We start from the raw sequence: 25,287 nt of genomic DNA on the forward strand, positions 1-25,287 counted from the left end.
AGCTTTTTCTTTTCCATCCCCATGCGAGAGACGGGCAGAAAATAGCCGTTTTTTAGTGTATGGTATTATATTACCGCAAAATAATGACCCTCTTTTACCCTTTTTCTCGCTCTCCTACCTGCCCCCCGCTTGCCCATAAGCCTACCAATGCTATTGTACGGCCTGTTAATGGCGTGCCCGGATAAGGTTTTTCTGCATGAAACGGTTATGGCTCTCCCTATGTCTGGCCTCCCTTGTCATTATTATGGGAGGACTCGGCATCTATCGCGAGGCCGGCGTACGCCTTTCCCATGCGTTAGAGCGTTTTCGTACCGCTCTGCCCGCAGAGGCCAGCTTTCATTACCGTAAGGTTCGCCCAGCCCTCCTATTGGGAGGAATCACCCTTTATGACGTATCCTTCCATTATAAAGATACAACCTTCCAAGCGCAGCGGGTCCGTTTTGGCTATCCTAAACTTCTCTCCAACGGGACATTAAGCCTCTCTAGCCTCCGCTTAGAAACCCCAAGCTATACAAACCACACCCATCACATCACAGTCACACAAGCTAACTTCCATCATCTGCTCATCCCCTCCTCCGCCGAGACATTGCATGAAGGCCATGATGAAGCCGATAGTATGCACTCCCTCGTGGCGATTATGTCCTTCGAGCCAGAAGATATTACTTCCTTACGCTTTGAGCATATGGAACTTACGCATTTGCAAGTAAGTAGCCTCCCCCCCACAACGCCACAAACACCCACACCTCCACGCCCCTTCACGATACAAGCCCTCTCAGCAGAGGATTTTATTGTAGAGGGTTATGGTAAAGGGGTCCGCGTCCATACATTAATGGATAATGTTACGCTGGATGTCCGCTTCCCTAGCGAGCCAAATGGCGCAATTCCCGCTATTCTGCGGCAAATCCTCCTCCCCTCACAGGGCTTATCAGCACCGCAAGCAAAAGCTCCGCTTGCTGCTCATCTTGCTCTCCAGCATTTGGAGGCACGGCAAGGCTATATTCAATGGCTGAAACATCCCACCCATCACGATAGCGACCCTGCAGAGGTTTTTTGGCAAGACCCTGCTGCCCCTCTATGGGAAAAACCGGGTAAAATTGAAGTTGCAGGGCTGTCGCTCATCGTTAATCAAGCTGACCACCGCCGCACGATCAATCTCGCTCATCTCACAGGAGAACGGCGTAATGAGAAAAATAACCTCCATACGGAAGCCGACTTACAAGGGCTGACAACACGACTCGCCCCTCCGTCATCGCTTACCGCGCCCTCAGTGAGCATGCCCGCTATGTATCATCTTAACGCGAACTCACGCCTTGAGATGGGATCATGGCGTGAGAGCCTCCAATTACGGACCACTTTTGGCACCGATAGTCCCACCTTGCTCTCCATGGAGCTGAGCCTTCCAGAGATTAACCCGCTCCATCTTACCGATAATAACGCAGCACGATTCCTCCATACAGGCCAGTGCCTGAGCACGGAGCTTTCTATCCAAGGGGCGGATTTCTTCTCTTATTACAAACTCTTCACCCATCAACCTGCTGCACCTGCCCCTACAGAGGGAGAAAGCAGTGGTGAGAATACCCCGCCCGCAGAAGCGAACAAAACCATTGCCCCACGCTTTAACGCGTTAGCCTTACAACGGCCCATTCTTGCCCCTGTGTTGGATTTTCTCCTCAGCCCGAAGGGACGCACTTTATCTATCAAAACCGGCCCCCTCTCCTTGGAGGACCTCGCCCATATCTCGACCGATGCCACTGATGAATCCCGCTTCGACCGGTTACATATCCTCAGCGTCACAACGCAGGAGATGCAATAAGCCTTAAGCTCTTACAGAGGCGTCTATCATCATTTTGTAAGGGAAAGAGGCTGGGGCGAATGACGGGACTTGAACCCGCGACCACCGGTACCACAAACCGGCGCTCTACCAACTGAGCTACATCCGCCACACAGCGACCCGATATTTATTAAATCCTGCTTGCCGCGTCCAGCCCCTTACAAAGATTTTTGTCATCTTTTTTTGCAAGATGACACAGCCCCCCTTCCAAACGGGGGCGCGGGCTTCACACTCCCGAGCCAGCAGCTTATAGTTGCGAGACATATCACCGCATGAATCCTTGGCATATCGTTATAATAATAGGGAACAACGTACAGCATCTATGGCTATGAATCATTACATCCAACAATGGACCCAACGCCCCGTTAAAGAACTCCTCGCTGGGATGGTGGGGACTTTTGCGCTGATTCCCGAAGTTATCGCTTTTTCTTATGTTGCGGGGGTCGCCCCTTCCGTCTCGCTCTTTGCCTCTTTTGTCATTTCCGTCTCCATCGCTATTTTTGGGGGGAGACCGGGGATGATTTCTGGCGGGGCGGGGTCCGTTGCCTTGGTCTTAGCCCCACTGGTCCATGCTCATGGGGTCGATTACATGCTCCTCGCCACCCTCATGGCGGGGGGACTGCAAATCCTTTTTGGCGTGCTGCGCCTTCATTCCCTCATGCGGTTTGTCTCCAGCGAAGTCCGCACGGGCTTTGTCAATGCGTTGGCGATTCTCATCTTCTCTGCCCAAGTGCCTCAAATGCTGGGGGTCGGGTGGCAAACTCATATGCTGATTCTCATTGGGCTAGCGGTGATTTACTTGCTGCCGCGCCTCTCCCAAGCCATTCCCTCACCTCTAATTTGCATTGTTATTCTCACGCTCATCACCGTGATTCATCCTATGCCTGTCCGCACGATTGCGGACCTCGGCCCCCTACCGACTGGCCTGCCGCATTTCACACTGCCGCATATCCCCCTCACGGCAGAAACATTATCCATCACCTTCCCTTACGCTCTTGCTGTAGCTGCTGTTGGGTTGTTGGAATCCCTCATGACAGCCAGCGTGGTAGATGACCTCACCGATACACATGGGAAACCCCAACAAGAATGTACCGGCCTTGGAATCTCCAATATTTTTGTCGGGTTGTTTGGTGGAATCGCCGGTTGTGGGATGATTGGCCAAACAGTGGGTAATCTCCGCTATGGCGGGCGGGGCCGGCTTTCTACCTTCACCGCAGGGGCCTTCTTATTGCTCCTCATGGTTGTGCTGCATCCATGGGTCGCCCGTGTGCCTGTGGCAGCCTTGGTGGCCATCATGATTATGGTCTCCATCAGCACCTTTGCATGGGGGAGCCTAAAGGATATTTTCCATCATCCCAAATTAACCAGCCTTGTGATGATTATCACCGTCATCGTGGTGGTGCTGACCCATAATCTCGCAGCTGGTGTGTTGGTCGGTGTTTTACTCTCTGGCTTGTTCTTTGCTTGGCATACAGCACGGCTTGTTCATGTCCATGCCGTGGAGGAACATAACATCCTCACCTACCAGATACAGGGGCAAATCTTCTTCGCCTCAGCTGACCTCATGGCCGATTTCATGGATTATGAAACCTCAGCCCCCCGCGTAACGCTAGACCTCTCCCATGCCCGTTTTTGGGATATTACCGCCGTGCAAGCCTTGGAAAAGATTGTCGAGAAGTTCCGTAAACACGGCAAGGAGGTCACTGTCTGCGGGTTAAATCACGCCCAACATGCCATCCTGACCGAGCAATCTAACGAGGATGCCTTCACTCTCTGAAGGCAGCTCTCTTTACGCCGTACTCTAACCCTCTGGCTGGAGGGTGAGATGCGGGTAATGCCGCACAAAACGCTGCTGGTCAGCTGGGAAGAGACGGACCATGAGGGTGAGACGCTCCTCCCCATCATGCCGCTCTGTCACCTCCCCATGTTCATAGAGCCACGCTAAAGCGGCTCCCTCTGTCACGGGGATGGATACGCTAAAACGCTTCATAGAGCGGGTCATGAAGGCATCAATCGCCTCCATAAGGTCTGGGAGGCCTTCCCCTGTCAGGGCAGAGACAGCAACACTCCCCTCCCGCACAGGAATACTGGCTGTCCCACCAAGCAAATCCGCTTTATTGAGGACCTCGATAACGCGCTCCGGCCATGCTTCATCCAACATGCCATCGGCCGCCATATCATTAAGTACGGACAACACATCATCACGTTGGGCAGCACTATCTGGGTGCGCAGCATCGCGGACATGGAGGATAATATCAGCCTCCGCCACTTCCTCTAAAGTTGCGCGGAAGGCGGCAATCAACTCCGTAGGGAGGTCGCTAATAAACCCCACCGTGTCCGATAAAATCACCCGCCGCCCGGAAGGGAGCGTCAGATTGCGCATTGTGGGGTCTAGCGTTGCAAAAAGCTGGTCCTGCGCGTGCACACCCGCCCCTGTGATTTTATTAAAAAGGGTTGATTTCCCTGCATTCGTGTAGCCAACCAACGCCACAACGGGGAAGGGCACCTTCCGGCGCGCATGACGGTGCAGCCCACGCGTCCGGCGGACTTGCTCTAGCTCCTTACGCAGCTTGACCAAACGCTCATCCAGCATCCGCCTATCAGCCTCAATCTGCGTTTCCCCCGGCCCCCCGAGGAAGCCAAACCCACCGCGTTGCCGCTCCAAATGCGTCCAAAGCCTTACAAGGCGGGAGCGTTGATACTCCAAATGTGCAAGCTCGACCTGCAACACACCTTCCCGCGTGGCAGCCCGTGCGCCGAAAATATCAAGGATTAAGCCCGTACGGTCCACGACCTTACAGCCCATCGCTTTTTCTAAATTACGTTGCTGCGCAGGTGAGAGGCGCGCATCTACTACCACAACCCCAACGGATTCTGCTTTGACAATCTCCGTCAGTTCCTCCACCTGCCCTGCCCCCAGCAAGGTCGCTGGCCGCCGCGCCCTTAGCGGGTAAATCGCCGTATGGACAATCTCTAACCCAATCGATGCCGCCAGCCCTACGGCTTCCTCAAGGCGTGCCGCAGCCGCGCGCCCTTCAAGAAAAGCCTGCTTCTCTGCGGGAAGGATAACAGCAGCGAGGGTCGGCTTACGGGCTGTATCGTGCAAAGGCTGCTTCACAGCATGTCCGGCAAAGCAGCAACAGGCATAATCGTGCTCACCGCATGTTTATAGACGAGCTGCACATGACCATCCCGGCGTAGCAACACGCTCTCATCATCAAATTGAACGATGACGCCTTGTAGCTTCACCCCATTGACTAAAAAGACCGTCACCGCTTCTTCCTGCTGCTGCACATAGGCCAAAAACTGCCTCTGCACATCGCTCCCTTTTGGCTCTACCATATGGTCCTTCTTCACTTTGCTTCCTGCCCGCTTCGCGCTGATTGAGCAGCAGAGCGATCCTCTTGCGTGACGCCCAGTTGTTTTAATTTACGATGTAGCGCGCTGCGCTCCATACACACAAAATTCGCTGTCCGGCTGATGTTACCACCAAAGCGCATAAGCTGGACTTGCAGATATTGCGTCTCAAAATGGTCCCGCGCCTCACGCAGGGGCAGGCTCATCACATCGGCCTCCGCAGTAAGGCATGTCATAGAGGGGGCCCCCTCGCGCACAATATCAGGCAACATCTCCGCCCGGATGATGTTGGACTGCTCCCCCTCCCCAGCGGGAAGCATAATGAGCATACGCTCCATCAAATTACGCAGCTCACGAATATTGCCCGGCCAATCGTAAGTTTGCAGACACGCCAACGCATCGACCGACAATGTCCGCACAGGCAAGCCAGAGGAGCGTGCGCAACTTTCCAAAAAATATTGGGCCAGCATGGGGATATCCTCTGGCCGCTCCGCCAAAGAGGGGACCTGCAACGGCACAACAGCGAGGCGGTAATATAAATCCTCCCGGAAATGCCGTGTTGTAATCTCTGCCTGCAAATCCCGGCTTGTTGCCGCTAAAACGCGGACATCCACCTTCATACTATGCGTCCCACCGAGACGCTCGAAGGTATTAATCTGCAAAGCGCGCACAATTTTGCCCTGAATCTCCAGCGGCATATCTGCGACTTCATCCAACAAGAGCGTGCCTTTATGGGCGCGCTCTAACAAGCCGGGACGGCCGGGTTTGCCCTCACTCCCTTCCACCCCAAAAAGTTCTTCCTCAAAATGATCAGGCGCAAGAGCCGCGCAATTCAACACCACGAAAGGGCCTTCTGCGCGTTTAGATTGCGCATGAATCATCCGCGCGACCACTTCCTTCCCTGCCCCAGCCGGGCCGGAAATCAACACGCGTGAGTTTGTAGGGGCCACACGGCTAATTTGCCCACGCAAAGCATTAATCAGCGCGCTATCGCCCATCAATGTCCCTTGCTCACCCGCCCGCAAACGTAGCTCGGCATTTTCCTTTCGCAACCGTGCTGCCTCTAACGCACGGCGCACAATGACCAATAGCCGGTCCGTCTGAAATGGCTTCTCTAAAAAATCATAAGCCCCATGATGAAGGCTAGAGACGGCGGTCTCAATCGTCCCATGGCCAGAGATCATAATCACGGGCACATCAGGACGTTGCTCCTTAAAGAGCTTTAAAAGGGCCATACCATCAAGCTGCGAGTTTTGCAGCCAAATATCCAAAATGACGAGCGAGGGACGGCTCTCCCTAAAGAGACGAATCGCTTCATCAGAATTCGCCGCTTCACGGGTTAGATAGCCGTCATCCTCCAAAATCCCAGCTAAGAGAAAGCGGATATCCGGCTCATCATCAACAATCAGAATCTCATGCTCCATGACTTACCTTCATGCTCTGCTTTCGCCATCTCCTGCAAGGTCTTTATCCATCAAAGGGATATGCAATGCGACCAACGTCCCTGTTGCCTCTTGTCCTGCCTCAAGAGGCCCAACGAACATCTGACATTCCTGCTCTGTCAACGGGCGTAACCGCACCTGACCGTGATGAGCCTCCATCGCACGATGAACGATGGCCAGCCCCAACCCCGTCCCCTTCTCCTTATGGGTTACATAAGGCTCGGTAAGGCGTTGATGCTCCCCAGCAGGCAGACCCACGCCATTATCTGCAACGCTTATGATTGCCGCTCCCTCCTCTTGCGTCAAGCGCAGGATAATCGTCCCGATAACAGGGTGCCCTTCCCCAACCTGCCGCTTGGTCATGAGGATAGCATCTGCTGCATTTTGTAACAGATTGATAAGAGACTGACTAATTAAACGATGGTCACACCGTACAATAACCGCCCCTCCCTCTGGCATATCCAACTGATAAGCAATTTCGGGATGGGCATTTTGCTGGAGGAACAACGTCTCCCGGCAAAGCCGGACGAGGTCATGCTCGGCCATTTCCGGCTGGGGCATCCGCGCAAAGGAGGAAAACTCATCCACCATGCGCCCTATATCCCCCACCTGCCGCACAATCGTGCTGATGAGACGGTCATAAATCTCCGGGTCGCTGGTAATTTCTTTATGAAAACGCCGCCGCAATCGCTCTGCCGCTAATTGAATCGGCGTGAGTGGATTTTTAATCTCATGAGCAATACGGCGTGCCACATCCGCCCATGCGGCTTTACGCTGCGCGACTTGGAGGAGGGTAATATCATCAAACGTGACAACATAACCCGTTGACCCTGCATGATCATTTTGGTCCGCCACAGCACAAACAAGCAAGGTCCGCCCTGCCCCAGCCCCGCCACCACTCCCCGGGCCACCGGGGGCATGAGCATGTTCAGCATCAATTTGAATCTCCGCGCCATGCTCTTTATCAGGCTGCTCCTTCACCGCTTGCAGCAAAGCGGCAAACTCTGGCACGAAGGCCACTAAGGGCCGCCCCTTTGCTTGCTCCATATCCCGCTGAAGAATAAAAGACGCTGCCCGGTTAGGCAGCTCAACAAGCTGATTATGGTCTAAGCCAATCACCCCAGCAGACACACCGGCAAGGACTGTCTCGGTAAAACGGCGGCGTTCATCAATTTGGTCATAAGCCAGCATGAGTTCAGAGCGTTGGTCAGCAAGCTGGCTGGCCATGAGGTTAAACGCCCGAGAGAGTGCCATCAACTCATCTTCCCGATTCCCCTTACCCTCCACGGGAACACGCGCTGTTAAATCCCCCCGTGAGATACGCTGTGCCGCGCGGATTAACTGGCTAAGCGGCCGTGTAATGCGATTAGCTTGGGAGAGGCCACTTAACATCCCCACCGCTAACACCAGCAGCCCCATAAGAGCCAAAATCACAATAAGGACAAGCTGCGCCTTCCCACGATTATTGAGCATGCGCTGATAATCCTGCACCAGCGCATTTGTCCGTGTCATATGATGAAGAATCTCAGGGTCCACCGGGCGGGTAATGACGAGCATCAAGCCAGAATTACCCCCCAGCGAGACGACCCCGCGGACCAGTTTTGCCTCTGGTTGGTCCAGCAGCACGACCTCACCCGTCCGCGCCATAGCCGCAACAGAGCGTGGAGGAAGCTCCTTTTGCGGGTCCTCCGCCCGAATGGCCAGCAATCCCCCAGTGGCGATGATTTTATAAGTCAGCGGGTTAAAGATAATCGCATCATTCAACCCGCGCTCGGTCACCTCATCTTCTAACAACGCTTGTAAGCGGGAATGATCATGGAACAAATCTGTCCCATGGGTGAACATTTCATCATTCTGAACCGTCAGCAGCGTATTAGCTAAAGCGAAGGCTTCTGTCCGTGTATTCTCATTATGTTCCCGCAAATACCCCGCCGCGACAGAGCGTGCCTCACTCAACGCATTATTCACCCGATTGGAGAACCAAATCTCCACCCCGTAATGGAAGAATAGCGCAGACAATACCCCGACCATCAAAGCAGGGGCTACAGCCACAACACCAAAGAGCATAACCAGCTGGGTATGCAGCCGCGCACCTGCTTGGCCCATGCGCCGCTCGGCCAACATCCGGCCAATTTGCCGCACTGCCGCCGCCCCAATGAGCATAATTGTGATGAAATCGAGCAGAAAAAGCAAAGCTTGGGCCCGCGGCACACGCGCGAGAGACACACCCCCAGCTAAGACGATGAAGGTCACAAAGGTCAGTACCAACGCCACAACCGTCAGCACCACCATACCGTTAGGGCTGGTAAGCCGCCAGAGGGAGGCCCTCATTTTCCCAGAAAAGAACCGCCTCATCACGCGCTCTCCTACCGCGCCCCTGGCGGACGGGGAATCGTAATCTGAAGCTCCTGAATCCGCTTGCGCAATGTGTTCCGGTTCAACCCTAATAAAGCAGCGGCTTTAAGCTGATTACCCCCCGTATGCTGCAAGACCATCATAATAAGAGGCTTCTCTACCGCGCCCACCACACTATTATGGAGGTTACAACTCCCTGCCTCTAACCCTGCACGCACGTAGCTCCGCATCACAGGCTCAAACATCGCCGCCAAACCGCCTTTAGAGGCCGCCGCTAAACTACCCACAGCCTGCAAACGCTCCGGGCCTAAACATTGCTCCACCGGCAAAGAGGCTAGCCAATGCCGCAAGCCGTCCTCCAGCCCCCCATGACGCAACAAAGTCGCATGGTCATGGCAGCTCGCTACAATAATCCGTACGCGCTCCTCCCGCCTCACATGAGTCCGCCCGGCTAAAAACAGCGCAAAGCGATGCTGCATCTGGGGGGAGAGGCAATCCAGCTCATCAATTAAGAGCGTGCCTCCTTGAGCTTGCTCTAACCAGCCATTCCCTGCCGTGCCAAAGAGACGCTCCTCCCGCAAAGCCCGTGGCACGCCTGTTAGGCCCGCCACCACAAATGCCCCATGCGCGCAAGGGCTGTGAACATGAATCTGCTGGGCAATATCCAGCCGCTCCCGCGCGCTAGCCCCGTGGAGGAATAAAGGCCGCATCGCACGGGCCTCGCGGGCAGTACGCTCTGCCATTATGCGGCATGCCGAGCAAGGGCGGCTTCTCGGTCCCTTACAATGCCTGCGGCGATCGCCTCATCATAAAAACGCGTAAGCAGCGCGATGACAGCACCCGGATCATCCAGCCGATTTACCTCAGCACGAAAAGCCGCAGACCCCGGCAACCCTGCCGAATACCAAGATACATGCTTACGAGCGAGACGCAGGCCGGGACGCTCTCCAAAATACTCCATCATCATATGATAATGCTTTAGGACAATATCTCTCTCGGTGGCGAGGTCAGGGTCTGGCACATCCACCCCACTGCGCAAGGATTGTACAAGCTGTGCTAAAAACCAAGGCCGCCCGTAACAGCCCCGCCCTACCATCACGCCATCCGCCCCTGATTCCGCCAAAGCCTGACGGGCTGAAGCCATGCTGATAATATCCCCATTTACAATCACAGGTAGCTTTACGGCCTCTTTTACCGTCCGCACAAATCGCCAATCAGCATGACCATTATAGAACATCTGCCGTGTCCGCCCATGGACGGTAATCATACGGATGCCCACATCCTCCGCAATCCGCGCCAACTGAGGCGCATTAAGGCTGGCATGGTCCCACCCCATACGCATCTTCAACGTCACAGGGACATTTACTGCCTTAACGGTCGCCTCCAAAAGTCGCGCGGCTAATGCCTCATCCCGCATGAGGGAGGAGCCTGCCATCTGCCCGATCGCCACCTTCTTAACCGGGCAGCCGAAATTAATATCCACCACATCCGCCCCACCTGCCACGGCGATTTTAGCAGCCTCACCCATAGCTTGAGGGTCACAGCCTGCAAGCTGTACGGCATTAATCCCGCCAGCCCCAGCACTACGCGCCATACTCAATGTACGTTCATTCTCCCGCACCATGGCCCAAGAGGCAATCATCTCCGAAATCACCAACCCCGCCCCTAGCTCGCGTGTTAAGCGGCGGAAAGGAAGGTCCGTCACACCAGACATAGGCGCGAGGATGACAGGGTCCTCAATCACGCAATCCGGCCCTAATGTGATAGGAGGCAAAGGAATCGGGGTGGGCATCGCTCGTTAAGACCTACGGGTTTTTATAAAGGGCATGAGGGGGATTTTACCGCTCTCCCTGCTAAAGAGCAAACAAGGGCCTACCCTGCCCCTCCACCACCTCTACGATGACGTACCCGCCGCATAGCCAGAATCTCCCGCTCATGGCGTTGTCGTCCCGCCGCAGTGACCTCAAACCGGCCATCCTCTCGTTGCTGGGTAAACCCCTTTTTTGCAAGACGCTCTAAGCATGCACGGTCCTTTAACGGGGCGCGGAAGTCCGGCATCTTCCCCTCCGGCGGGGGGCCAACAGGCCGCCCCGTTGCGCCGCTTAACACCACCCTATGCAAGGCTGAGCGGCAGCATGTCTCTAAATATAATTCATCCCAACTCATGCGTTTTCCTCTCTGATGAGCCGCTTCATCACTTTATTGCGTCCACGAATATCATTAAACTATCATCATCACACGGCATGAATGGCGTGAAACTACTTGACAAACCCTCGCTATGAGGTCTGAAACAGCCAAGACCATTGATATGAAGGGGAAAGAGAATGCTGGACCTCGGACAAATCGCCACACAGCTCCTACGCCGCCTCGACCCCGAAACGGCTCATGAAATCGCCATCCACAGCATTGCATACGGCTTAGCAGGCCGTGGCAAAGCCGACCACTCCGCCCTAAAGACGCACGCTTTGGGCCTAACCTTCCCCAACCCCATTGGCCTTGCCGCGGGGTTTGATAAAAATGCCCGCGCTGTAAGAGGCCTCGCAAAATTGGGCTTCGGTTATATTGAAACAGGGACCGTTACCCCCCGCCCCCAGCCCGGCAACCCCAAACCACGCCTCTTCCGCTTAATTAATGACCATGCTATCATCAACCGCATGGGCTTTAATAGCTGCGGGATTGATCGCTTCTGCCAAAATCTCACACCGCTATTCCGCCCCAATAAAGAAGGCCACGTCCAAGCGGCTGGCGTCCCTCTGGGCATTAATCTAGGCATTAACAAAACGGGGGCCGACCCCTTAACGGACTATCCCGCCCTTGTTGGCAGGGTAAAATCCTACGCCGATTATATTACAATCAATCTTTCCTCCCCCAACACGCCGGGTTTGCGTGACCTCCAAGAGGTGGACATGCTCTCCCGCCTGTTAGAAGCCATCCAAACGGCCCATCCAGACCGGCCACCTTTGCTCATCAAACTCGCACCCGACCTTGAGGACGAGGCTTACGGTCCCATCCTCCAAGCGGCGATTGATGGTAGGGCGGATGGCCTCATCCTCACCAACACGACTCTCGCCCGCCCCGAGAGCTTAACAAGCTCCCACCGTACAGAGACAGGCGGCCTCTCTGGCGCACCGCTCGCTACCCGGGCGCGCGATGTGCTAAAACTGGTCGCTGACTTGAATAAAGGACGGCTCTGCCTCATATCATCTGGCGGTATTGAGAGCGGGCGTGACATCTTAGACCGCCTCAAAATGGGGGCTAATCTTGTCCAAATCTATACCGCCTTTATTTATGAAGGGCCTGCTGCGCTCACACGTTTAAAGCAGGAGCTTTTGCAAGAAATGAGCCGCGATGGTATTCGCAGCCTTGCCTCTCTACCACGCTAAACACTCCTGACGAATTACCATAGGACCACGGACCATCTTATGAAACTTGCTCTGGTCGGCATCATCAAGAATGAAGCCCATGACATCCTATACTGGCTTGGCTGGCATGCCCGCTTAGGCATTAATAGCTTCATCCTCTTTGATGACGATTCAGATGATGGCACCCGCGCTCTTATCCGCGCTGCTTGTGTGCATTGGGATATTCGTCTTTTTCACATTCGTGAGCATAGTTTAGACCTCACAGAGCAAAGCCACCTTAAACGGCAACAGCAAGTCTATTGCGATGCGCTCAATGCCGTGAAGGGGCAGTTCGACTGGGTGGGCCTGTTTGATACAGATGAATATCTCACCCTATGCGAACACGAAACCTTACCTGACTTCCTCGCTACGATGGGGACGGATGTTGGTGCGGTGGCTCTGCATTGGCGTGTTTATGGTCATAATGGCCATATCACGGCCCCTACTTTACCGCCCTCCCACAGCTTCATCCAACATAGCATGGTTGAGGAAGCCATAAACCGGCATGTGAAATGCTTCATCCGCCCGTCTTATTGGGACCAAAAAAGCTGGGTGAATGTTCATTACTTCCCCCTCAAAAAAGGACAATATGTTACCGCAAGCGGCAAGCCCGTCACATGGTCGGCCGAGGCGCAAGGCATCACAGCAGAGCAAGCGGATTGGTCTGTTGCCTTTTTAAGGCATTTTCAAAACCGTAGTGTGGAGCAATTTGTTGAGCGTACACGCAACCGCAAGGATATTCACCTTAACCTAGCAGATGTTAATTTCTCCCAATGGAATGAGCTGGAAGACCACTCGCCTCGTGCCGTCACAGCCTCCCTTTTAAATTGGGTACGGCCTGTTATTACCTCCGGGGCTGTCAGCGCGTTGGAGCAACTCCACCGCCGCCATCCTCCCTTAACAAAGCATCTTCCCCCATCCTCCACCCAGAATCCCTCCTCCTTCACTATTTTTGCTCTTTACCCCAAAGAGGAACGCCATCTCGGCCTTAAAGAGGGCCTGATTCAGGATGTGGAGGCTCAAGAGCTAGAGCAGCATAAAAATGGCGTTGGCCTTTTTATGCTCCAAAGCCGCCGCGTCCCTACAGCGGCCTTCCTCTTTGCTTTAGACCAAAATCATAAAATTGTGGATTTTGCCCTCCTTGGCGATGGACGACTAGGCGGGCTGCCCCGTTATGACCTGCTGCCAATTATGGAGCAAAAAGCGATTGTGCTGCGCCAGAAAGGGGGGTTCTCCCGACGCGGTTATTTCCTTTCCGCTCCCCCTAAAGAGCCTCTAACCACCAACCGTCTTAAAGCGGATATGTGGGAATGTTTTACCGCTATCCCTCAGCCAACTCTACCCACGGGGCAATCTTGGCTTACCTTCCCTACTTTAAACCTTGCAGAGATGCTCCTTACAGCCCCCGCCCTGACCTTGGAGGATATTTCCCTCCTCACGGCGTTGGACCGCCATATAACAACATGGTTGCTGCCACTACTCGCAGCGCATCTGGACGAAGCCGAAGCCCGGACTCTACGAAGCTATCTAGGCCCCTTTGCGCCCTTCATACTATAAGAGGCACAAACTCTTTTACCCATAAAAAAGGCTCCCTCTCTTGGGGAGCCTTTTTTGTAGCACTCTAAAAAGACGCTTTAGCGGCCCAGATTACGCAGCTTCACACCGCTCATCAGCCGCTCCTCAATCTTCGCAAGGGACATGCCTTTTGTCTCTGGGACATAAAGGTAGGTCAGCCCAATAAAGAGGAAGTTCAGCACCGCAAGGAGCCAGAACGTCCCTGCCGCGCCGAAAAACTCCATCAAAGGGAGGAAGCTGACACTCACGCCCATATTAGCCAGCCAGTTCGTCAGGGTAGAGATGGACATCCCAAAATCCCGCCCTTGGATGGGCTGAATCTCCGCACATAGCACCCACATTAATGGCCCAGCGGACATGGCATGGCCTGCGCAGAAGATCATCAACACGAACACCGCCATCATTTGGGAGGCTTGCTCGGTCATACCCTCATTCAACAAGCCCGCTAATGCGCCCATAGCCAGAGCCATCACCGCAAAACCAACATATAGAATCGGCTTACGCCCCCAGCGATCCACCAGCCCTACAGCCACAAAGGTCGCCAGCATATTCACCAGCCCAATAATGGCCGTACACCAAACCTGCGAATGGGTATCGAAATGCGCCGCATGGAGAATCTTCGGCGCGTAGAACATCACGATATTAATGCCCGCTAATTGCTGCATAGCCTGCAAGACAATCCCCAGCAGCACAGACCGGCGGAAGTTCTTGTTCCGCTTCAATAGAGAGAAGCCCTCTTGCTTTGTCTCTAATTGCGCGCGAATGGCCTGAATCTCTTTAGCCGCTTCTAGCGGGTCATTACGCAAATCCAGCAGGATACGGCGTGCTTCTTTATGGCGTCCCTTCATCACCAGCCAATGCGGGCTATAGGGCAAAAACAGCACCCCAACAAAGAACAGCACCGCAGGAGCTGAAGCAAACCAGAACATCCCGCGCCAATTCCCCCGATAAGAGAAGAATGTATCAGCCAAAAAGGCGATGAAAATCCCCACCGTAAGCATCAGCTGGTAGGTAGAAATCATCGCCCCGCGCGTGTCCTCACTGGCAATCTCGGAGAGGTAAAGCGGTGCTGTAAAAGCCGAAAGCCCCACCGCATAGCCCATCACAACACGAAAGCAAATCATCGATGAGATAGACCAGCTAATCGCACAGCCTACCGCACCGATCACAAACACAGACGCACCACAGATTAACGCCCGTTTACGGCCAATCTTATGGGCAAGGGTACTCGCACTAACAGAGCCGATCGCCGCCCCGGCCATCATAGCACTCACAACCCAAGAAAGGGCCATCGTAGAGGGATGGAACTCCCGCGAGAAGAAGTCTAACGCGCCAGACACCACACCAATATCAATACCAGACATCAACCCAGCCAAAGCGGCAACAACGCCAATGACTAAAATCTTAAACTTTGTTGGGTCAAAGAATGAGGTATCTTCATCCTCATCACTCATACCGGGAGGAACTATGCGGGGGTCAACATCATCTACCATGTGCGAAGTATACCCTCTCTACAATAAAGATAAATGAACCTAAATGGGGGCCTCTACTCTAGAGCGCCCCCACCCTCACACTAAGGTCAATCTTTCCGATGACCAAGGTCGCGCAATTTTACGCCGCTCATCAGGTCTTTTTCAATAACATCCAGCGGGACATCCTTTGTCTCTGGCACAAAGAGATAGAGCAGAACCACACCAACAGCGTTTAATATCGCAAAAAGCCAGAAGGTATTTGCACTGCCGATAGCCTCCATCACACTCAGGAAGGTTGTACCGATAAGGAGGTTGCTGAGCATGTTCGTCCCTGTGGAGATGGAAATCCCCAAGTTACGGCCTTCTGCTGGCTGAATCTCTGCACAAATAACCCACATAAGCGGCCCAGCGGACATCGCAAACCCACCAACGAAGATGATGATCATCGCCAAGGCAAGAAGCTGCTGGGGCAGAGTTGTCGTCCCAATCGAGAGAAGGAAGGCCAAAATCGCCATGCTCGCAGCCATGATGCCATAACCGGCATAAAGGATAGGCTTACGACCCCATTTATCGGAATATCCAACAGCGACAAAGGTCATCAGCACATTCACAAGGCCGATAAGGGCTGTACACCACATCTGAGCAGAAAGGCCAAAATGGGCGGCCTCCAAAATGCGAGGGGCGTAGTACATGATAATGTTAATACCGGCAAATTGCTGCATAATCTGCAACAACATCCCCAACCCTACAGAGCGGCGATAATTGCCATTCGTCTTAAAGAGCTTCCACCCTTCTTCCTTGGTTTTCAGCTGCTCGCTGATGGCTGCCAGCTCCTTATGTGCCTGTGCAGGCCCATCACGCAGACGCGTCATGGTCTCCAAAGCTTCTTCCTTCCGCCCCTGAATCATCAACCAGCGTGGGCTTTGGGGGAGGAACAGGAAGATAAGTAAGAAAATAACAGCCGGGATAGCCTCCACCGTCATCATAGACCGCCATGCACCAGAAGGGGCAAACCAGCTATTAGAGAAGAAGGCTAAGAAAATGCCCATCGTCTTAAGCAGCTGGTAAAGTGAACCCATCGCCCCGCGCTGCTCTGTGCGTGAGACCTCTGAGAGATAAAGCGGTGTTGCAAAATCTGACAGGCCCATCCCGAAGCCGACAATCAAACGGCATGCAATCATCATCGCGACTGATTGCGATGTGGCACAGCCAATCGCCCCAATCGAGAATGCTGCCGCAGCGACTGTTAGCGTAAACTTCCGGCCTAAGCATGATGTTATCTTGCTGCCTGTCAGCGCACCAATGGTCGCCCCAACCAGCATCCCCCCGACAACCCATTCCAACTCCACCGTTGTGGCATGGAACTGCTGCCCAAAAGGACGCAACACACCAGAGATGACACCAATATCCATCCCGCACATCAACCCGGCAAGGGAGGCAAGGATACAGACTAGCAACACACGTCGCCTAGCTGTTGGGTCAATAGTCGAATGCGGGGACTCAACTGTCTCGTTCATAATCTCAAGCCTCTCCTATCTCAGGGGCATTTTGCATCAGAATCATGCGATAGCATAAACTATAATTTACCCTAATGCTTTATCATATCATGTTTATCCACTTTCTTTTCCGCACATTCAGCACAGGTCCCTTCAATCTCCACTGTTGCCGCTTCTGCATGAAAGCCCTGCCCGCGGGCCGATTGCAGCAGAACAGCCGCAACGACATCCTGCTCTAGCTCTTGCACACGCCCGCAATGGCGGCAGATAAGAAACTGAGCGCGATGCACACCCCACGCTCTATGCGATTTACAATCCGCATGGCATGCCAAACGATGATGACAGCCTACAAAGGCACTCAAGCGTTCAATGCGATGGATAAGCCCTTGCTCAAGAAGAAACTCCAACGCCCGATAAACGGTCGGCGGTACGGCCTTGGGGTGATGCTCCCGCAATAAAGAGAGTATATCATAAGCCCCTAATGGCCGCTCCTCTGCCAAAATAAGCCCCAAAACAAGGCGTCTTGTTGGTGTGAGACGCTGGCCCTGTTGGTGGCACCATTGTGCAACCTCCTCCAAACGCGCTGTAACATAAGCGGGAAAAGGCGTCTCAACATGCGGCGGCATGACGCTTCGTCCCTTCATGATGCATCATCTGGCAAAAAAGCCCAACGCCATGAGGCCAACCCCTCACGCGCTAATTCCCGATGGACCACCATAACAGCTGTGCGCAGCTCATCAATCATGGGGTCTTCTGCTAAATCCCGCGCGAGGGCTTCAATCAATGTGACAGAACGATGCCGCCCGCCGCTGCAGCCCACGGCAATGGTAACGTATTTCTTCCCCTCTGCGGCAAAGCGCGGCAAGACTGTGCGTATTAGCCCCAAAACATGAGCGTAGAATTGCTGATAAAAGGAATCCGCTTTGACATAATCCGCCACGGGCTTTTCTAACCCTGTATGAGGGCGCAACGTCTCATCATAATGAGGATTCCGCAAAAAGCGGGCGTCAAGAACGAGGTCTGCCTCCCGTGGGAGGCCCGCCGGATATGCAAAAGACATCAACGTAACCGACAACATCGCCTCAACCCCCGCACTAAAGCGAGCATTTATCATCTGGCGCAAATCTGGCACGGGGAGGTCGCTCGTATCAATCACAAGGTCCGCCATAGCCCGTAGGGGCGACAGCATCTCGGCCTCTAACTCCAAGGCGGGACGCACACCCCCATCACCAGCTAGAGGGTGCCGCCGCCTTGTCGCTGTGAAGCGGCGCAACAGCACATCATAATCCGCTGTCACAAACAGCAACTGGACCGCACAATCCTGATGACGCCGCGCGCGGGTTAAGAAATCCGCCACACGATGCGCCTCAAAGCCACGGCTGCGGACATCAAGCCCAATAGCCAAGCGTTGACCTGCCCGGCTAACTAGGGCCTCAAATAAATCAAGCGGAGGATTATCCACGACCTCATAATCAAGGTCTTCCAACATCCGCAAAGTGGAGGCTTTACCAGCACCAGAGAGGCCAGTTACCAACACAATATGCTGCGCAGAGTGTTCCTTCGCCCTGATACCCATAGCTCTCTATCCCGCGCTTAAATGGTAAAACTAAACCCCTTTACGCAGCATAACACACTCTCCAACAGGCAAGAAACACTCCCCCCCTTGGCGCATAGAGTAGTTCTGCCTAAAGCAGGTAAGCAAAGGCAGGCGAATCACGAAGCGGGCCCCACAAATATGCCTCTCCCCGCTCTCCTCATCCACACGCTCACAATTTTCGGCATAAAGGGCACCATCAAACGCCACAATAATTTGCCGACTAATGGCAAGCCCTAACCCAGAATGTCCCCCGAAATGCTCCCCCGCTGGACGCTCTGAATAGAATCGGTCGAAAATACTATCAAGTTTTGCTGGGGGGATACCGGGGCCTTCATCCTCAACAGCGATTTCTACAGCTGGACTACCGGGGGTGATGAAGCCGTCCTCCTCTAACTGAGGCGGCCCAATAACAGGGCGAATCACAAGCCGTATTGTTCCCTCTGCCGGAGAAAAGGATACAGCATTACCTATCAGATTATGGAAGACCTGCATTAAGCGATCCCGCACCACTTGCACACAAATGATACGCTGCCCCTCTGGCACGATGAGGACTAAATGTGGCCCGCCTTCCTCACGAACAGTCTCATGAACATCAACAAATTGTTCTAATAACTCAACAAGATTTACAATAACCCTGTCTTCCCGCTGCAACTCCCCTTCCACACGGCTAGCAAAGGAAATATCAGAGATTAACCGCTCTAACCGCCGCACATCGCCCCCGAGGATAGATAAAAGACGGTCCCGCGCCTGCATATTCGTAATCCGCGGTAACGTATCTAAAGCGGAACGGATGGAAGAGAGTGGATTCTTCAATTCATGACTAACTTCTGCAGCAAAACGCTCCACATCATCCATACGTGCCCATAAGGCCAAGGCACTCTCCCGCAAAGCGCGCGCAAGCTCACCTATCTCATCGCGGCGGCGTAGTAATGTATAGGGCATGCTATCTATATGCCCCGCCCCCGGCTCGCGCATATCACGAGAGCGCACCACAAGCCGCCGCAAAGGAATAGCGAGGGTCATCGCAAGATACCATGAGAGCAAAACCGCCGCACCCATGCTCAGCAACATCATCACGATAATAACCCACCGCACCTTCATCAAAGAGCGATCAATATCCGCATTAAAGCGCGTTAATTGAAGGACACCCACCGTCTGCCCCTCTATGAGGACAGGCTCTACAACCGTCATGACAAGCTCATGAGCATCTGTCAGACGTATATAAGGTGGAATGTCTAACGGCGAACTGATTAAAACCCCATCGCCTGTCTCATTGCCAAAGTTTTGAGATGTTGTTGAATTATCTAATGGGACCGGCCCTTCCTTCGTATGTAACGGGATTAACGCTAAAACCCATGTATAAAGCTTATCAGCCATACTGACATTCGGCTGCCAGCTTACCCCTCCAATCGGGGAGGACTGCTTTTGGCTTTCTGTTAGAATATGGCCATTCGGTGCATAAAGGCGGGCTTCTGCATTGCGGCTAAACCGCACCATGCCCTCTAAAAGAGCATGAGCTTTTGTTACATCCAACTGCTTACCGGACGATACATCATCACATTGTGCGTGCCGTAGGACCGAGACATAAATCCGCGCCTGTTCGCGCAGGGCCTCAATACTATCCTCCAATAGCGTATTGCGTACCGCATTGATGGAGAGCAGCATCCCCCCCATAAAAAGTAAGGGTAAGAAATTAACCAGCAAGAGACGGCTTGTAAGTGGGGACACCCACCGCCGCAATTTAGGCAAACGCGATGCAAGCCACATATGCGCCATCCATCGCCGCGCCGCCTCTAATCCCGCCATCACGTACTCAACCTTTGCTGTATTACTCCCGATACCGATATCCAACACCATAAAGGGTTTCGATATGGTTAAAGCTGTCATCTATATGGCGGAACTTTTTGCGGACCCGCTTAATGTGACTATCGATTGTGCGGTCATCAACATAAATACTATCGCCATAAGCCGCATCGATAAGCTGGTCGCGCGATTTCACCATCCCCGGCCTTAATACAAGGGCCTTAACGAGCAAAAACTCCGTCACGGTTAAGGCAACATCCTGCCCACTCCACATACATTGATGGCGCGCCTCATCAAGCGATAACCCCCCACGAACGATGATTTCATTACGCCCTGAGCCTTCACCATCCAATCCGGTTTGGCTTATCTCATGCCGCCGTAGCAAAGCCCGAATACGCTCAACTAACAAACGAACAGAAAAAGGCTTAGTGATGTAATCATCCGCTCCAAGCCGTAAGCCCATCAACTGGTCTAATTCTTCATCTTTGGAGGTCAGAAAAATAACGGGCAAACTGCTCGAGCGCATCCGTAGACGGCGTAAAAGCTCCATCCCATCCATACGCGGCATTTTAACATCCAACACGGCCAAAGACGCCGCACGCGATAAAATACCCTGTAAGGCACTTTCCCCATCCGTATAGGTATGGACGGTAAATCCCTCAGCCTCCAATGTCATCTGCACAGAGGCTAGAATATTACGATCATCATCTACAAGGGCGATGATGGGGGCCTTCTGCCCACCGCCGCCACATGTTTCTTCCCCAAAAGGTTTATAAACACCAGGGAAGGAACTCTTCACCATGGGAACTCCTACCATTAACCACGGAGCTAGAAACAACCGAGAATCTCGCCCCTATGGCACAATATAATTTCAAAACTGACGGATATATCTAAAATCCATATCCGGTCATAATTTATACACCAAAAATTCATAATTTTTAAATACCTAATAATATGGTCTATGTAAGTTATTGTACCTCTATTTTACTTTTCATTAACCTATGAATGCCGCACAGAACCTTTTTCCTCATATCTATCGATGCAGCTATTATCTCTTATCGATATTGTACGAAATCACCTCCCCCCAGCCCAAGGCCTTGCAAAAGACGTGCAAAGCCACGACATTCAAAATCTCAGGAGACTAGCGTGCGATGATGGTCTCTGCCATATAAAGCAGGCTCGCTATCCCATAAGACGCGAATAGGGTCACGATATGACAGAACAAACATCTCATACCGATACAGAACAACCTAACCCCACCCCGCATGAAGCCCCAGCAGATGAAGGCCACACGCAAGGGCAAGAGGGTACTGCCGAAGAACGCATCGCCGCCTTAGAAGAGAAATTGGCCGAGATGGAAGACCGCTGGAAACGCTCTGAAGCGGAAAACCAGAATCTTCGCACCCGCCATAAGCGTGAACTTGAGGATGCCCGTCATTACTCGGTGCAGAAATTTGCGCGCGATGTTGTAGAGGCTGCCGAGAACCTTCAACGAGGCCTCTCTGCTTTACCCCCGCATGAAGAAGGCGAAGATGGACTCATCACCCGCCTGCGTGAAGGGTTTGAGGGGACAGAGCGTGCCTTCCTCTCCATTTTGGAGCGGCATGGCATCACCAAACAAGACCCCACCCATGAGCCTTTTGATGCCAATCTTCATCAAGCCATGCAGGAGCAAGAGGTCGATCACCTCCCACCAGGGCATGTCGTCCAAGCATGGACACCAACATGGTTACTCAAAGACCGGCTGCTTAAACCTGCTATGGTTATAGTCTCCAACCCTTCCTCAACCGGTCAAGCACCGAAGAAGGATTAAGAAAAACAACACCCTCATGGCTCCATGACGAACATTCAGAACATCCTTATTATTCGTCATGGGGCCTTGGGGGATGTTTGTCAGGCCTTTGAGGCCTTTGCCTCCATTCGGCAGGCCTTTGCGCATGCCCATATTACCCTCCTCACCAGCAGCCCTTATCAGGCTCTTGCTGTCTCCACCCCTTGGTTTGACGCTATCGCGATTGATGACCGCCCCCCCATCACACATTGGCGGCATTGGCGTAATATCCGCGCCCTGTTACACAAGATGGACCTTGTGTTCGACCTCCAAAACTCTGGTCGTACGAGCCGTTATCGCACGCTTGCACCGCGTACTATCCTATGGTCAGGCCAACAAAAGCGGGCGAGCCTCCCTCATCATAATCCCCAAGCCCGCCAGATGCATACGCTCTGCCGACAACGCGACCAGCTCCGCAGCGCAAATGTCCCTTTACAGCCCCGCACGATTCCAACCTTTCTAAAGGATGAAGGCCCATTCCTTACTGAACCTTATGTGGTGCTTGTCCCCGGTGCTGCACCACATAGACCCGCCAAGCGATGGCCCCTCACCTATTTTGCAGATTTAGCCCACACTATCGCCGCATGGGGGTATGTCCCCCTCATTGTAGGGAGTGCAACAGACGCTCCCCTTGCCGCGCATATCTGCCACCATGTTCCCACAGCGCGGGACTTTACCGGCAAAACCACATTGCCTGCTTTAGCAGGGCTGCTCCATCGCGCTTTGCTTTGTTGTGGCAATGATACTGGGCCACTACATATGGCCGCTATGATGGATTGCCCCACCTTAACCCTCTTTTCTGCCGAGAGTGACCCCCGCCGTTGCGCCCCCCACGGCCTCACAGTAGGGCAAAACCGCGTGATGCAAGCAGATACGCTTGCTCATATACAGCCAGAGCGTGTGATGACCTTGCTACACGATTGGGGCCTCCCCCTCATGCAAGCACGCAGAGCACATTACGCAAAAAAATGATCCAGCGGCACACTATCTCATATTAGAGCTTGCAGAGACATAACTTTAAAGGCCATTTTGCCATCCGCTATGTTCAACGAATCCCTTTTCGCTTATCATGAGCTGAAGAATCCCTCTTGATGATGACTGACCAAGGAGTCCTTTCATGCCCGCCATTACCCTACCCGATGGAAGCATTCGCACCTTCGATGGGGCAGTGACAGGGACAACTATCGCCGACTCCATTGGTCCAGGTTTAGCCCGTGCGGCCATCGCGATGGAGGTTGACGGCAAGGCTGTGGATATAGGCTTTACCATCACGCAGGATAGCACTGTTCGTTTCATCACCCGCAAAGATGAAGATGCCCTCCCGATGATTCGCCATGATGCTGCCCATGTCATGGCCGAGGCTGTGCAAGCCCTCTGGCCGGGGACGCAAGTGACCATCGGGCCAAGCATTAAAGACGGCTTTTATTACGACTTCTTCCGCGACAAGCCCTTCACCCCTGCCGATTTTGACGCCATCGAAACCAAAATGGCCGAGATTATCGCCCGTGGAGATGCCTTCACACGAGAGGTATGGGACCGTAACGAGGCCATTGCCTTCTTTGAGGAACGCGGTGAGAGCTTTAAGGCCGAATTGATTCGCGACCTGCCAGAGAGTGAGGAGATTTCCATTTACCGCCAAGGGGAATGGTTAGACCTCTGCCGTGGGCCGCATCTCCGCACGACAGGGGATGTTGGCAATGCCTTTAAGCTCATGCGGGTAGCCGGGGCTTATTGGCGGGGGGACCATCGCAACCCCATGCTTACGCGCATCTATGGCACAGCATGGCGCGATAAAAAGGAGCTTAAAGCCTATCTAGAACGCCTAGAAGAGGCCGAAAAACGCGACCATCGCCGCATTGGCCGGGATATGGACCTGTTCCATATTCAAGAAGAAGCCGTAGGGCAGATTTTCTGGCATCAAAAAGGTTGGCGGCTCTACACAGCGGTGCAAGATTATATGCGCCGCGCCCAGAACCGAAACGGCTATCAAGAAGTCCGCACCCCTCAACTTGTGGACCGCACCTTGTGGGAAGCCTCCGGCCATTGGGATAAATATCGTGAGCATATGTTCATCGCCACAGTGGAGGATGAGGATAAGACCCTCGCCCTCAAACCGATGAACTGCCCTTGCCATGTGCAGATTTTCCGCCATGGTTTGCGCTCTTACCGAGAGCTGCCGCTGCGTATGGCTGAGTTCGGGGCCTGTCATCGCTATGAACCCTCCGGCTCGCTGCATGGGATTATGCGTGTGCGCGGCTTTACGCAGGATGATGCGCATATCTTCTGCACGGATGACCAAATCGCTGAAGAAACGGCCCGCTTCGTCACTATGCTAGGCGAGGTCTATCAAGATTTTGGCTTTGAGAGCTTCCGCGTCAAGTTTTCCGACCGACCTGAAGCCCGTGCTGGCTCTGATGAGGTCTGGGACCGTGCCGAAGGAGCCTTAAAACGTGCCTGCGAAATGGTTGGGGTAGAGTATGAGTTAAACCCCGGCGAAGGTGCCTTTTACGGGCCGAAATTGGAGTTCGTGCTGACTGATGCCATCGGGCGCGACTGGCAATGTGGGACATTGCAGGTCGATTATGTTCTGCCAGAGCGGCTAGATGCCTCTTATATTGGTGAAGATAGTGCCCGCCACCGGCCCGTTATGCTCCATCGCGCTATCTTGGGGAGTTTTGAACGCTTCCTTGGTATCCTCATTGAGCAATATGCCGGGAAGTTCCCCCTCTGGCTGGCCCCAACGCAAGTTGTGGTAGCGAGCATCGTGACGGATGCCGCTGATTATGCCCAAGAGATTACCGCACGTCTGCAAAAAGCGGGCTTGCATGCGGAGGCTGATATTCGCAATGAGAAAATCAATGCGAAGGTGCGTGAGCATAGCCTTGCCCGTGTACCAGTCATCCTCGTTGTTGGCCGCCGTGAGGCAGAGGAAGGTACAGTCAGCCTCCGCCGCCTTGGGGAGCAAGCCCAAAAGGTCCTCCCTTTTGAGGAGATCCTCCCCGCCTTGCAGGAGGAGGCAACACCGCCGGACCTCCTCCGCGCTATGCAGCAGAAAACAGCCTGATACGCAGTCCATCCTCCCCCCTTGCGCCGTACCCGCACGGGGGGTATGAATCTAAACAGAAAG

General features: G+C 53.6%; 20 protein-coding genes and 1 tRNA gene. 7 read left to right on the forward strand and 14 right to left on the reverse strand.

The features are described from left to right. Positions 1-196 precede the first annotated feature (196 nt). Positions 197-1,813 carry a hypothetical protein gene (locus NQF89_RS06420; protein ID WP_266137799.1) on the forward strand — a complete coding sequence of 539 codons (1,617 nt, stop codon included), beginning with the start codon at positions 197-199 and terminating at the stop codon, positions 1,811-1,813. 51 nt (positions 1,814-1,864) lie between these two features. Here NQF89_RS06420 and NQF89_RS06425 read toward each other — a convergent pair. After that, positions 1,865-1,940: transfer RNA gene (locus NQF89_RS06425), tRNA-His, on the reverse strand. A gap of 213 nt (positions 1,941-2,153) precedes the next feature. On the opposite strand from NQF89_RS06425, the gene NQF89_RS06430 reads away from it, so the two are divergent. Continuing rightward, positions 2,154-3,608, forward strand: a complete 1,455-nt coding sequence (locus tag NQF89_RS06430; RefSeq protein ID WP_099026985.1) for a SulP family inorganic anion transporter — start codon at positions 2,154-2,156, stop codon at positions 3,606-3,608. 24 nt (positions 3,609-3,632) lie between these two features. Here the strand turns inward: NQF89_RS06430 and hflX are convergent, their stop codons facing one another. From hflX to NQF89_RS06465, 7 genes are all read right to left on the reverse strand, one after another. Then, on the reverse strand, positions 3,633-4,949 hold the full coding sequence (gene hflX / locus NQF89_RS06435; RefSeq protein ID WP_099026986.1) for a GTPase HflX: 1,317 nt from the start codon (positions 4,947-4,949) through the stop codon (positions 3,633-3,635). After that, complete coding sequence (gene hfq, locus NQF89_RS06440; RefSeq protein WP_155573811.1) at positions 4,946-5,173, reverse strand: RNA chaperone Hfq; 228 nt, start codon at positions 5,171-5,173, stop codon at positions 4,946-4,948. Before hfq ends, hflX begins: the two co-directional genes overlap by 4 nt. Positions 5,174-5,184: 11 nt before the next feature. After that, positions 5,185-6,612: a nitrogen assimilation response regulator NtrX gene (gene ntrX / locus NQF89_RS06445; RefSeq protein ID WP_155573812.1), complete on the reverse strand. Its 1,428-nt coding sequence runs from the start codon at positions 6,610-6,612 to the stop codon at positions 5,185-5,187. 9 nt (positions 6,613-6,621) lie between these two features. Beyond that, positions 6,622-8,985, reverse strand: a complete 2,364-nt coding sequence (locus NQF89_RS06450) for a sensor histidine kinase NtrY-like (protein ID WP_266137800.1) — start codon at positions 8,983-8,985, stop codon at positions 6,622-6,624. A gap of 11 nt (positions 8,986-8,996) precedes the next feature. Continuing rightward, a complete protein-coding gene (locus tag NQF89_RS06455; protein WP_155573814.1) occupies positions 8,997-9,728 on the reverse strand; it encodes a helix-turn-helix domain-containing protein in 732 nt (243 codons plus the stop codon). Beyond that, the gene (dusB, locus tag NQF89_RS06460) at positions 9,728-10,777 is read right to left on the reverse strand and encodes a tRNA dihydrouridine synthase DusB (RefSeq protein WP_155579644.1); all 1,050 of its coding nucleotides are present in this window, start codon (positions 10,775-10,777) and stop codon (positions 9,728-9,730) included. The genes NQF89_RS06455 and dusB overlap by 1 nt, the downstream gene beginning before the upstream one ends. Before the next feature lie 80 nt (positions 10,778-10,857). Further along, positions 10,858-11,151 (reverse strand): hypothetical protein, encoded by a 294-nt coding sequence (locus tag NQF89_RS06465; RefSeq protein WP_155573816.1) that lies wholly within the window; start codon positions 11,149-11,151, stop codon positions 10,858-10,860. A gap of 158 nt (positions 11,152-11,309) precedes the next feature. On the opposite strand from NQF89_RS06465, the gene NQF89_RS06470 reads away from it, so the two are divergent. Both NQF89_RS06470 and NQF89_RS06475 read left to right on the forward strand, forming a co-directional pair. Continuing rightward, on the forward strand, positions 11,310-12,368 hold the full coding sequence (locus NQF89_RS06470; protein ID WP_155579645.1) for a quinone-dependent dihydroorotate dehydrogenase: 1,059 nt from the start codon (positions 11,310-11,312) through the stop codon (positions 12,366-12,368). A 39-nt stretch (positions 12,369-12,407) separates the two neighbouring features. Beyond that, positions 12,408-13,943, forward strand: a complete 1,536-nt coding sequence (locus tag NQF89_RS06475) for a glycosyltransferase family 2 protein (RefSeq protein WP_266137801.1) — start codon at positions 12,408-12,410, stop codon at positions 13,941-13,943. A 77-nt stretch (positions 13,944-14,020) separates the two neighbouring features. Here NQF89_RS06475 and NQF89_RS06480 read toward each other — a convergent pair whose 3' ends face one another. The 6 genes from NQF89_RS06480 to NQF89_RS06505 form a co-directional block, all read right to left on the reverse strand. Next, positions 14,021-15,454, reverse strand: coding sequence for a sugar porter family MFS transporter (locus NQF89_RS06480; protein WP_370513606.1), 1,434 nt, complete (start codon positions 15,452-15,454; stop codon positions 14,021-14,023). Between the two features lie 86 nt (positions 15,455-15,540). After that, entirely contained in the window at positions 15,541-16,950 is a 1,410-nt protein-coding gene (locus NQF89_RS06485; protein ID WP_155573819.1) for a sugar porter family MFS transporter, read from the reverse strand. A 71-nt stretch (positions 16,951-17,021) separates the two neighbouring features. Beyond that, positions 17,022-17,573 carry a transcriptional repressor gene (locus NQF89_RS06490; RefSeq protein WP_155579648.1) on the reverse strand — a complete coding sequence of 184 codons (552 nt, stop codon included), beginning with the start codon at positions 17,571-17,573 and terminating at the stop codon, positions 17,022-17,024. Continuing rightward, positions 17,570-18,505 (reverse strand): RNase adapter RapZ, encoded by a 936-nt coding sequence (gene rapZ / locus NQF89_RS06495; RefSeq protein WP_155579649.1) that lies wholly within the window; start codon positions 18,503-18,505, stop codon positions 17,570-17,572. The genes NQF89_RS06490 and rapZ overlap by 4 nt, the downstream gene beginning before the upstream one ends. A gap of 30 nt (positions 18,506-18,535) precedes the next feature. Next, complete coding sequence (locus NQF89_RS06500; RefSeq protein ID WP_230880649.1) at positions 18,536-20,332, reverse strand: sensor histidine kinase; 1,797 nt, start codon at positions 20,330-20,332, stop codon at positions 18,536-18,538. Between the two features lie 22 nt (positions 20,333-20,354). Beyond that, positions 20,355-21,131, reverse strand: coding sequence for a response regulator transcription factor (locus NQF89_RS06505; protein ID WP_155573822.1), 777 nt, complete (start codon positions 21,129-21,131; stop codon positions 20,355-20,357). Positions 21,132-21,542: 411 nt separating this feature from the next. Between NQF89_RS06505 and NQF89_RS06510 the strand changes: the two genes are divergently transcribed. The 3 genes from NQF89_RS06510 (at position 21,543) to thrS (ending at position 25,224) form a co-directional block, all read left to right on the forward strand. Then, entirely contained in the window at positions 21,543-22,142 is a 600-nt protein-coding gene (locus NQF89_RS06510) for a nucleotide exchange factor GrpE (RefSeq protein WP_155573823.1), read from the forward strand. A 24-nt stretch (positions 22,143-22,166) separates the two neighbouring features. After that, a complete protein-coding gene (locus NQF89_RS06515) occupies positions 22,167-23,132 on the forward strand; it encodes a glycosyltransferase family 9 protein (RefSeq protein ID WP_266137802.1) in 966 nt (321 codons plus the stop codon). Positions 23,133-23,277: 145 nt separating this feature from the next. Then, positions 23,278-25,224 carry a threonine--tRNA ligase gene (gene thrS / locus NQF89_RS06520; RefSeq protein WP_266137803.1) on the forward strand — a complete coding sequence of 649 codons (1,947 nt, stop codon included), beginning with the start codon at positions 23,278-23,280 and terminating at the stop codon, positions 25,222-25,224. The last annotated feature ends 63 nt before the right edge of the window (positions 25,225-25,287 follow it).

It is taken from the genome of Bombella pollinis, from assembly GCF_026385485.1.
Lineage (GTDB): Bacteria > Pseudomonadota > Alphaproteobacteria > Acetobacterales > Acetobacteraceae > Bombella > Bombella pollinis.